At 70.6% G+C, this 10,359-nt stretch carries 9 protein-coding genes; 8 read left to right on the top strand and 1 reads right to left on the bottom strand.

All coding sequences use genetic code 11. The features are described from left to right. Window positions 1-184: 184 nt before the first annotated feature. Genes HF577_RS34770 through HF577_RS34760 form a run of 3 tightly spaced genes read left to right on the top strand, consistent with a single transcriptional unit; the run spans window position 185 to window position 2,820 of the window. Window positions 185-1,078, top strand: coding sequence for a Rossmann-like and DUF2520 domain-containing protein (locus tag HF577_RS34770; RefSeq protein WP_169400251.1), 894 nt, complete (start codon window positions 185-187; stop codon window positions 1,076-1,078). Further along, window positions 1,075-1,950 carry a pantoate--beta-alanine ligase gene (panC, locus tag HF577_RS34765; protein WP_169400250.1) on the top strand — a complete coding sequence of 292 codons (876 nt, stop codon included), beginning with the start codon at window positions 1,075-1,077 and terminating at the stop codon, window positions 1,948-1,950. The genes HF577_RS34770 and panC overlap by 4 nt, the downstream gene beginning before the upstream one ends. Before the next feature lie 12 nt (window positions 1,951-1,962). After that, a complete protein-coding gene (locus HF577_RS34760; RefSeq protein ID WP_169400249.1) occupies window positions 1,963-2,820 on the top strand; it encodes a type III pantothenate kinase in 858 nt (285 codons plus the stop codon). On the opposite strand, the gene HF577_RS34755 is transcribed toward HF577_RS34760, so the two are convergent. After that, the gene (locus HF577_RS34755; protein WP_312859579.1) at window positions 2,736-3,482 is read right to left on the bottom strand and encodes a class I SAM-dependent methyltransferase; all 747 of its coding nucleotides are present in this window, start codon (window positions 3,480-3,482) and stop codon (window positions 2,736-2,738) included. The genes HF577_RS34760 and HF577_RS34755 overlap by 85 nt on opposite strands. A gap of 129 nt (window positions 3,483-3,611) precedes the next feature. Here HF577_RS34755 and lysS point away from each other — a divergent pair, with 129 nt between their 5' ends. From lysS to HF577_RS34730, 5 genes are all read left to right on the top strand, one after another. Next, on the top strand, window positions 3,612-5,066 hold the full coding sequence (gene lysS / locus HF577_RS34750; RefSeq protein WP_169400247.1) for a lysine--tRNA ligase: 1,455 nt from the start codon (window positions 3,612-3,614) through the stop codon (window positions 5,064-5,066). 114 nt (window positions 5,067-5,180) lie between these two features. Beyond that, window positions 5,181-5,525: a histone-like nucleoid-structuring protein Lsr2 gene (locus tag HF577_RS34745; protein ID WP_169400252.1), complete on the top strand. Its 345-nt coding sequence runs from the start codon at window positions 5,181-5,183 to the stop codon at window positions 5,523-5,525. An 82-nt stretch (window positions 5,526-5,607) separates the two neighbouring features. Further along, window positions 5,608-6,411, top strand: a complete 804-nt coding sequence (locus tag HF577_RS34740; protein WP_169400246.1) for a siderophore-interacting protein — start codon at window positions 5,608-5,610, stop codon at window positions 6,409-6,411. Window positions 6,412-6,583: 172 nt separating this feature from the next. Next, complete coding sequence (locus HF577_RS34735; protein ID WP_169400245.1) at window positions 6,584-9,130, top strand: ATP-dependent Clp protease ATP-binding subunit; 2,547 nt, start codon at window positions 6,584-6,586, stop codon at window positions 9,128-9,130. A 151-nt stretch (window positions 9,131-9,281) separates the two neighbouring features. Further along, on the top strand, window positions 9,282-10,283 hold the full coding sequence (locus HF577_RS34730) for a YihY/virulence factor BrkB family protein (protein ID WP_169400244.1): 1,002 nt from the start codon (window positions 9,282-9,284) through the stop codon (window positions 10,281-10,283). Window positions 10,284-10,359: the final 76 nt, after the last annotated feature.

Below are 10,359 nucleotides of genomic sequence, written 5' to 3'. Positions count from 1 at the left end.
TCGATGCCCCCCGATGCGCCCCCGCAGAGCTGGCCGCCCCGACACCCCTGACCGGGGCCACCCGAACCGGTGCCGCCCAGGTCGGCTGCCCGTCGCACTCGCCCGGCCGCGTAACCTGTGCTCGCGTCGCGGCGGTGGCTCGTCGTCCGGTACCCCAGCGGCACGGCCGAGCGAGGAGATGGTGATGGGTGCAGGCAGGCCGGCCCGGCTCGCCGTCGGGGTCGTCTCGGCAGGACGGGTCGGGGCCGTCGTGGGTGCGGCGTGGGTGGCCGCGGGACACCGGGTGGTCGCCACCTCCGGGGTGTCCCGGGCGTCGGTCAAGCGCGCCGAGGCGCTGCTGCCCGGCGTGCCGCTCCTGGCCCCCGACGAGGTCGTGGCGGGTGCCGACCTCGCGCTCCTCGCCGTCCCGGACGACGTGCTGCCCGGCCTGGTACGTGGGCTGGCCGCCGCAGGCAGCTTCCGTCCCGGCCAGATCGTCGTGCACACCTCAGGTGCCCACGGGGTGGCTGCGCTCGCCCCGGCCGCCGAGCACGGCGTGCTGCCGCTGGCCCTGCACCCGGTGATGACGTTCACCGGCCGCACCGAGGACGTCGCGCGGCTCGCCGGCTGCAGCGTCGGTGTCACCGCCACGGGAGGTGACGAGGCCGCGTGGAGCGTCGGCGAGGCGCTCGTGGTGGAGATGGGCGCCGAGCCGGTGCGGATCTCGGAGGAGGTCCGCCCGCTCTACCACGCCGCGCTGGCCCACGGCGCCAACCATCTCGTCACGCTCGTCCGCGACTGCGTCGAGACCCTGGAGCGGGCCGGCATCAGCCCGGCCGAACAGCTCGTCGCGCCGCTGCTGTCGGCCGCGCTGGACAACGCGCTGCGCCACGGGGACCGCGCGTTGACTGGCCCGGTCGCGCGCGGCGACGTCGAGACGGTGCGCACGCACCTGCGCGAGCTCTCCTCCGCCGACCCCGACCTCGCGCAGACCTACCGGGTGCTCGCCGCCCGCACGGCGCGGCGGGCGTTCGCGGCCGGTCTGCTGTCCGAGTACGCCGAGAAGGACGTGCTCGCCGTTCTGGAAGGCTCCACATGACGGTTCGTACGCAGGGCGGCTACGCCCCGGGCCAGCTGGTCGTGCACCGCTCGCCCGCCGAGATCGCGCCGGTGACGCGCGCACTGCGCGGCGCGGGCCGCCGGGTGGTGCTCGTCCCGACGATGGGCGCACTGCACGAGGGCCATCGGGAGCTGATCCGGCACGCCCGGCGCGCTCCCGGCGCCACCGTCACGGCGGTGTCGATCTTCGTGAACCCGCTGCAGTTCGGGGCGGGCGAGGACCTCGACCGCTATCCCCGACCGCTCGAGGCCGATCTCGACGTGTGCCGGGAGGAGGGCGTCGAGCTGGTGTTCCTCCCCGAGGTGACCGACATGTACCCCGACGGCGCCGACACCACGATCGTGCCCGGCCGGCTCGGTGACGAGCTCGAGGGCGCCGCCCGGCCCGGTCACTTCGGTGGTGTGCTCACCGTGGTCGCGAAGCTCTTCCACATCGTCGCCCCGGACGTGGCGTTCTTCGGCGAGAAGGACTACCAGCAGCTGATCCTGGTCCGGAGGATGGCGCGCGACCTGGACTTCCCCGTGTCGGTGGTCGGAGTTCCCACCGTCCGGGAGCCCGACGGCCTGGCGCTCTCGAGCCGCAACGTCTACCTCTCCGCCGAGGAGCGGCCCAGGGCGGCCACACTGCGGCGCGCGCTGTCCGCCGGGGCGGCGGTGTCGGCCCGCGGCCCGGAGGCCGTGCTGGACGCAGCGCGCGCGGTGCTGGCGGAGGAGCCCGCGCTGCAGGTGGAGTACCTCGAGCTGCGCGACCCCGACCTGCGGCCGGACCCCACAGCGGGTCGCGCGCGGCTCCTGGTGGCGGCGCGGCTCGGGCGCACCCGCCTGATCGACAACATCTCCGTGCAGCTGTAGGGGGACGGCGCCGTGCTGCTCTGCGTGGATGTCGGCAACACCCAGATCGCGCTGGGGCTCTACGCGGACACCGGCACCGAGGGCGAGCCCGAGGTCGACCCGCCACTGGTGCGCGACTGGCGGATGCGCACCGACCCGCGCATGACCGCCGACGAGCTCGCCGTCGCCGTCGACGGTCTGCTCGGCCGCTTCGCGGGCGAGGTCACCGGCATCGCGGCCCTGTCCACCGTGCCGAGCCTGCTCCGTGAGCTGCGGCTGCTCATCGACCGCCGCGGCGACCCGAACGTCGTCGTGGGGCCCGGCGTGCGCACGGGCGTTCCGCTGCTGGTCGACAACCCGAAGGAGGTGGGCACCGACCGCGTGATGAACACCCTCGCCGCCCACCGCCTGTTCGACACCGCGTGCATCGTCGTCGACTTCGGGACGTCCACGAACATCGACGTGGTGTCCGCGAAGGGGGAGTTCCTCGGCGGTGCGCTCGCCCCCGGCATCGAGATCTCGCTGGAGGCGCTGGCCACTCGCGCGGCCGCACTACGCACCGTCGAGCTGGTCCCGCCCCGCTCGGTGATCGGCAAGAACACGGTGGAGTGCCTGCAGTCCGGGGTGCTCTACGGGTTCGCCGGCCAGGTGGACGGGCTGGTCGGACGCATCCTCGCCGAGCTCGGGCCCAAGGCAGGCCCGGTCACGGTGCTGGCCACCGGCGGCCTCGCGCCGCTGATGGTCGGGAACTCGGAGACGATCACCGAGTTCGTGCCCGACCTGACGCTGCTGGGTCTGCGGCTGACCTACCTGCGCAACATCCGCACCACGTCGGTCACGAGCGGGAGCTCGAACTCGCCTGCCGACGTCTCGGGGCGCGTCGCGAGGTAGGCCCGGACCCGTGCCAGCGCCGCGTCGCGGTCGGCGGGATCGGCGACGAGCGCCCACGAGTGCGTGCCGAGGGTTGCGACCAGGCCGTCGATCGTGGTGCGCACCGGGTTGGGCAGGACGGCGTGCTCGCTCGCCTCGAAGGCTTCGTGCTCGGGCAGCCGGAGGCCGGAGTCGGCGCGGTCGCGGACCCGGCGCTCGATCAGGGCTGCGGCCTTGTGATAACCGGCGACCCACTCGACATTCGCGTCGTCGCCGTTCCACAGGGCGGCGAGCACCCCACCGGGCCGCAGGACGCGGGCGATCTCCGGCAGCGCACGCTCCGGGTCGAACCAGTGCCAGGCCTGACCGACCAGCACGGCGTCCACCGAGGCGTCCGGCAACGGGATCGACTCCGCGTTGCCCTCGCGCGCGTCGACGTCGGGGAACCGGGACCGCAGCTCGGCGAGCATCGCCGGGTCGGGCTCCACGGCGATGACGGGGCCCCGGGTGTGCAGCGCGCCGGTCAGCTTTCCCGTGCCCGCGGCGAGATCGAGTAGCTGGAGCGAGGGCCGGGCGGCCACTGGTTCCAGTGCCCAGTCGACGGCGTTGTCCGCGTACTCCGGACGGTGGCGGGCGTATTCGGCGGCCGCGGTGCCGAAGGACCGGGCCCGGGATGTCGTCACACGATCGACCGTACGTCGCCGCGGATCGGGCCGGGAAGACCGGCCGGAAACCCGGGAGCGGGCGTCACTAACCTGGAGTCTGTGAGCACCGACCCACTCGACGGCCCCGACAACGAGCTTCCCGAACAGATGCGGGTGCGCCGGGCCAAGCGGGCGGAGATGCTCGCCCAGGGCCGGGACCCCTATCCGGTCGCGGTCGAGCGCACGCACAGCCTCCGCGACGTGCGGGCCGCCCATCCGGATCTGCCGCCCGACACGGGCACCGGGGAGCAGGTCGGTGTCACCGGCCGGGTGATCTTCCTGCGCAACACCGGCAAGCTCTGCTTCGCCACGCTGCGAGAGGGCGACGGCACGGAGCTGCAGGCGATGCTGAGCCTCGCGCTGGTGGGCGATGAGGAGCTGGCCCGCTGGAAGACCACCGTCGATCTCGGCGACCACGTCTTCGTGCACGGCGAGGTGGCCACCTCCCGCCGGGGCGAGCTGTCGGTGATGGCCGACCGTTGGGAGATGGCGGCCAAGGCCGTGCGTCCGCTGCCGGTGGCACATCGCGAGCTCTCCGAGGAGATGCGCGTGCGCCAGCGTTATGTCGACCTCATCGTCCGGCCACAGGCACGGGAGATGGTCCGCAACCGCGCTCAGGTCGTTCGGACGCTCCGGTCGGTGCTCCACGAGCGCGACTTCGTCGAGGTCGAGACACCGATGCTGCAACTGCAGCACGGCGGCGCCACTGCGCGTCCGTTTGTCACCCATGCCAACGCCCTCGACGTCGATCTGTACCTGCGGATCGCCCCGGAACTGTTCCTGAAGCGCAGCGTGGTGGGCGGTATCGAACGCGTCTTCGAGATCAATCGGAACTTTCGGAACGAGGGCATCGACTCCACGCACTCGCCGGAGTTCGCGATGCTCGAGGCGTACCAGGCGTACGCGACCTACGACGACATGGCCGATCTGACACGCGAGATGGTGCTGGCCTCCGCGCGTGCCGTCTTCGGTTCGACGGTGGTCCGCCACCACGACGGCACCGAACACGATCTGGGCGCCCCATGGCGATCGGTGACGCTGCACGCGGCTGTCACGGAGGCGGTCGGCCAAGAGGTGACCCTGGACACTCCGGTCGAGGATCTGCGGAAGCTCGCAGCGACGCACGACGTCGAACTCAAGGATTCATTGAGTGCGGGTGAGATCGTGCTGGAACTGTTCGAGAAGCTTGTGGAGCACACTCTCGTCGAGCCGACGTTCGTTCGCGACTACCCGATCGAGGTCCGCCCGCTGACCAGGCGCCACCGCACCGAGCCGCGGCTCGCCGAGGCATGGGACCTGATCGTGTTCGGCACGGAGCTTGCCACCGCGTACTCCGAACTGGTCGATCCCGTCGAGCAACGGGAAAGGCTCTACGCCCAGTCCCTGCTCGCCGCGGCAGGAGATGTCGAGGCGATGCAGCTCGACGAGGACTTCCTGCGTGCGATGGAGTACGGAATGCCGCCGTCGGGTGGGATGGGAATGGGCATCGACCGGCTGCTCATGACGCTCACAGGGCTCGGAATCCGGGAGACCATTCTGTACCCGATCGTGCGTTCTGAGTAACTACCGGCAGTGTTGGGCGGCCCGACTCGACAGTCGCACTGAATTGGATATATCGTGCGCGTTGATGCGGCGTCGCCGCAGAACAACAACGATGAAGTATGGAGGGCTGCGACGGTGGCGCAGATCCGTGAGATCCGACTGATCGACGACCTGGACGGAGAGGCTGCCGACGAGACGGTCGAGTTCGGTGTCGACGGCAAGAACTACGAGATCGACCTCTCGAAGGACAATGCGGAGAAGCTGCGGGACTCACTCGCGGCGTTCGTCGCGGCCGCGCGTCGTTCCGGTGGCGGACGCCGCCGTGGTGGTACGGCAACGAGCGCTCCGGCGCGCCGTCCGTCCATCGACCGGGAGCAGAACCAGGCGATTCGCGACTGGGCCCGCAAGCGGGGCATGAAGGTTTCCGACCGGGGCCGTATTCCGGCCGAGGTGCTCGACGCATACCACCAGGAGAACTGAGTTCAGGGGACGGGTTGGGGTCGGCGGGGTGCGCCGGCCCCGTCTTCTGTTTAGGGTGACCTAACCCGGCAGAGGAGGCCCCGTGGCCCGTAGGACGACCGTCCTGGAGGTCCGCCGCACCGAACGGCTGACCCCGAACATGATCCGAGTGGTGGCGGGGGGCGGTGACCTCGACGGTTTCCCCGACACGCCCTACACCGACCGCTACGTGAAGATCGTTTTTCCGCGCGCAGGCGTTGCCTGTCCAGAGCCGTTCGACATGGACGTGATCCGGGCGGAGCTGCCACGCGAACAATGGCCGATCACGCGGACGTACACGGTGCGTTCCTTCGATCCGCATGCCGGTGAGCTGGCGATCGACTTCGTCGTGCACGGCGACACGGGTGTCGCAGGGCCGTGGGCGGCGGCGGCCCGCCCCGGCGACGTGCTGCGGCTGCTGGGTCCCGGCGGCGCGTACGCGCCGGACCCCGAGGCCGACTGGCACCTGATGGTGGGTGACGAGAGTGCGCTGCCCGCTATCGGCGCGGCCTGCGAACGCGTTCCGGCGGGGGTGCCCGTCCACGCCGTCCTCGAGGTGGCCGACGCCGCCGAACAGCAGCACCTGAGTTCGCCGGGCGATCTGCGGGTCACCTGGCTCCACCGCAATGCGGACACGCCCGATCAGCTGCTCGCGGCCGTGCGCGCCATGACCTTTCCCCACGGGCGCGTCCATGCGTTCGTTCACGGCGAAGCGGGCCTGGTACGCGGGGTGCGGACCCACCTTGTCGGCGAGCGCGAGGTGGCCCGCGAACTGCTGTCGGTCTCCGGATACTGGAGACGCGGACGCAACGAGGACGGGTGGCGTGCGGACAAGGCTGCGGAGCGTGAGGCCGCCCCGGCAGGCTGACCAGCGGGTCCACCCCGGCAATGGGCCGATCGGGAATCCGGACAGGCGTTGCGACGTTGTTTCCACTACGAACGACCCGGGCGACCATCCCCCCTGGGCCGATACAGTGGTACCCGGGGTGTACGCGGCGCAGCGCGCGCCGGTGCATGGCGCAGCCAGGCTAGGAGTGTAAATGTTCGAGAGGTTCACCGACCGAGCGAGGCGTGTTGTCGTTCTGGCCCAAGAAGAGGCCAGGATGCTCAACCACAACTACATCGGCACCGAGCACATCCTCCTTGGCCTCATCCACGAGGGCGAGGGAGTGGCCGCCAAGGCCCTGGAGTCCCTCGGGATCGCCCTGGAGGGCGTCCGCCAGCAAGTCGAGGAGATCATCGGTCAGGGCCAGCAGGCACCGAGCGGGCACATCCCGTTCACGCCGCGGGCCAAGAAGGTGCTGGAGCTGTCTCTGCGCGAGGCGCTTCAGCTCGGCCACAACTACATCGGCACCGAGCACATCCTGCTCGGCCTCATCCGCGAGGGTGAGGGAGTTGCCGCGCAGGTCCTCGTGAAGCTGGGTGCGGACCTCAACCGCGTCCGCCAGCAGGTCCTGCAGCTGCTGTCCGGCTACCAGGGCAAGGAGCCCGCCGAGGGCACCTCCGGTGGTCGTGGCGAGGGCACCCCGTCGTCGTCGCTGGTTCTCGACCAGTTCGGTCGCAACCTCACCCAGTCGGCCCGTGAGGGCAAGCTGGACCCGGTCATCGGCCGGGAGAAGGAAATCGAGCGGGTCATGCAGGTCCTCTCCCGAAGGACCAAGAACAACCCCGTCCTGATCGGCGAGCCCGGCGTCGGCAAGACCGCCGTCGTCGAGGGGCTGGCCCAGGGCATCGTCAAGGGCGAGGTGCCCGAGACGCTCAAGGACAAGCAGCTCTACACGCTCGACCTGGGTTCACTGGTCGCCGGCTCCCGTTACCGCGGTGACTTCGAGGAGCGCCTCAAGAAGGTGCTCAAGGAGATCCGCACGCGCGGCGACATCATCCTGTTCATCGACGAGCTCCACACCCTCGTGGGTGCCGGTGCCGCCGAGGGCGCGATCGACGCCGCCAGCATTCTCAAGCCGATGCTGGCACGTGGTGAGCTGCAGACCATCGGTGCCACCACGCTCGACGAGTACCGCAAGTACGTCGAGAAGGACCCGGCGCTGGAGCGCCGCTTCCAGCCGATCCAGGTGGGCGAGCCGAGTGTCGGCCACACCATCGAGATCCTGAAGGGGCTGCGCGACCGCTACGAGGCGCACCACCGGGTCACCATCACCGACCCGGCGCTCGTCGCCGCGGCCACGCTGGCCGACCGGTACATCAGCGACCGCTTCCTGCCCGACAAGGCGATCGACCTGATCGACGAGGCCGGCGCCCGGATGCGGATCCGCCGCATGACCGCGCCGCCGGATCTGCGCGAGTTCGACGAGAAGATCGCGGCCGTGCGTCGCGACAAGGAGTCGGCGATCGACGCGCAGGACTTCGAGCGGGCCGCGCATCTGCGTGACTCCGAGAAGCAGCTTCTCGCTCAGAAGGGCGAGCGGGAGAAGCAGTGGAAGTCCGGCGACCTCGACGTCATCGCCGAGGTCGACGACGAGCAGATCGCCGAGGTGCTCGCCAACTGGACCGGTATCCCCGTGTTCAAGCTCACCGAGGAGGAGACCACGCGTCTGCTCCGCATGGAGGACGAGCTGCACAAGCGGATCATCGGCCAGGAGGAGGCCGTCAAGTCGGTCTCGCAGGCCATCCGCCGCACGCGGGCCGGCCTGAAGGACCCGAAGCGCCCCTCCGGCTCGTTCATCTTCGCCGGCCCCTCGGGTGTCGGTAAGACCGAGCTGTCCAAGGCGCTGGCGAGCTTCCTGTTCGGCGAGGACGACGCGCTCATCCAGATCGACATGGGCGAGTTCCACGACCGCTACACCGCCTCGCGGCTCTTCGGTGCCCCTCCCGGGTACGTGGGCTACGAGGAGGGCGGCCAGCTCACCGAGAAGGTGCGCCGCAAGCCGTTCTCCGTGGTGCTGTTCGACGAGATCGAGAAGGCCCACCAGGAGGTCTACAACACCCTCCTGCAGGTCCTCGAGGACGGCCGCCTGACCGACGGTCAGGGCCGGACGGTGGACTTCAAGAACACCGTCATCATCTTCACCTCGAACCTCGGCACGCAGGACATCTCCAAGGCGGTCGGCCTCGGGTTCGCCCAGGGCAACGACGAGGTGTCGAACTACGAGCGGATGAAGAACAAGGTCAACGACGAGCTGAAGAAGCACTTCAGGCCGGAGTTCCTCAACCGCATCGACGACATCGTCGTGTTCCACCAGCTCACCGAGGAGCAGATCATCACGATGGTCGACCTCATGATCACGCGGGTGGAGGCTGCGCTGGCCAACAAGGACATGGCCATCGAGCTGACGCCTGCGGCGAAGGGGCTGCTCGCGCGGCGCGGGTTCGACCCCGTGCTGGGCGCCCGGCCGCTGCGCCGCACCATCCAGCGCGAGATCGAGGACCAGCTGTCGGAGAAGATCCTGTTCGGCGAGATCGAGCCCGGCCAGATCGTGGTGGTCGACGTCGAGGGTGTCGACTCCGACGCCCCCGAGGGGTCCCGGGCCGCTGACGACAAGGCGAAGTTCACCTTCCGCGGTGAGCCGAAGCCCGTCACGGTCCCCGACGCCCCGCCCGTCGACCTGGCGAAGTCCAGCGACGACTGATCGACAAGCACAACCGCGAACGGCCCGCCCGGCTCCGCCCGGGCGGGCCGTTCCGCGTCTCGCGTCCCGTAAGTTCAGGAAAGCCACTTTCAGGCCCTCTCCGGGCAGGAAAGTGGCTTTCCTGAACCTCGGGGGCCGGTAGGTTCGGCGCGTGAGCTCGGTTCGCGTGGTCCCGGAGACCGAGCTGATGTCCGGCGAGGAGCTGTCGGCCGACGACGCGTGGCACACGGTGCGTCGCTACGGCCTCGGCCACCTGCTGGCCACGGCGTTCGTGAGGTTCCGCTACGGCGACGGGTTCAGCCACGCCCGCGCTTTCGCGTTGCAGCTGGCCTTGGCCGCGGTGCCGCTGGTGATCGCCGGGGCGGGGTTGGCGAGCGCGCTCGGTGTGGAGTCGTTCGCCGAGGTCGTCGCGCGCACGGTGGTGGCGATCTCGCCCGGCAGCAGCGACTCGCTTCTCTCGGAGGTGCTCGACGGGCGTCCCGACGAGGGGAGCGAGCGCGCCGAGGTGGTGGTCGTGCTGGGGCTGGCCACCGCGTTCGCCGCCGCCACCTCTGCGTTCGCCCAGCTGGAGCGGGGCGCGAACCGGATCTACGGCACCAAGCGGGACCGGCAGGCACTGCGCAAGTACGGCCGTGCCGCGGTGCTGACGGCGACGGCGGGCGTCGCGATGGCGTTCGGCCTGTTGCTGATCGTGGCGGGCGAGCCGTTCGGCGAGGCGATGGAGCAGGTCTACCACTGGGGTGACGGCGCGGAGGAGGTCTGGGACGCGCTGCGCTGGCCGATCGGGCTGGCGGCCCTCGTGGTGGCCGTGACGCTGCTGTTCCGTCATGCTCCCCGCCGCCGCCAGCCGGGGCTGAGCTGGCTGGCGGTGGGTGCGGCGGTCACCGTGCTGGCCTGGCTCGCCGGGTCCGGGCTGCTCGCGCTGTACGTGGTGGCCGCGGCGGGGTTCGACGACACCTACGGACCTCTCACCGCCGTCATGGCCCTGCTCCTGTGGGCCAACGTCACGGGTATCGCACTGCTCGCGGGGCTGGCACTGGCCGCGCAGCTGGAAGCGGTGCGCGCCGGCCGCCCCGACCCGCTGCTGCCCGACAGCGACGACGACGGCATCCCCGACGAGCTGGACGAGCACCCCGGTTCCCCGGCCCGCTGACCAACTCCCGCGAGTCGCCCCGTTTCCGCGGGTGAGTCGCCCCTCCTGTCGTCCCGACTCGGAGGGGCGACTCACC

Source organism: Pseudonocardia xinjiangensis, assembly GCF_012911925.1.
GTDB classification, from domain to species: Bacteria; Actinomycetota; Actinomycetes; order Mycobacteriales; family Pseudonocardiaceae; genus Pseudonocardia; species Pseudonocardia xinjiangensis.
Note: the sequence above shows the minus strand (reverse complement) of the source record. Positions and strands in the feature narration are given on the sequence as shown.

Excerpts from the sequence above, each read along its gene's own strand:
- HF577_RS34770 (WP_169400251.1), top strand. The coding sequence starts at position 185 with ATGGGTGCAGGCAGGCCGGCCCGGCTCGCCGTCGGGGTCGTCTCGGCA.
- panC (WP_169400250.1), top strand. The coding sequence starts at position 1,075 with ATGACGGTTCGTACGCAGGGCGGCTACGCCCCGGGCCAGCTGGTCGTG.
- lysS (WP_169400247.1), top strand. The coding sequence starts at position 3,612 with ATGCGGGTGCGCCGGGCCAAGCGGGCGGAGATGCTCGCCCAGGGCCGG.
- HF577_RS34735 (WP_169400245.1), top strand. The coding sequence starts at position 6,584 with ATGTTCGAGAGGTTCACCGACCGAGCGAGGCGTGTTGTCGTTCTGGCC.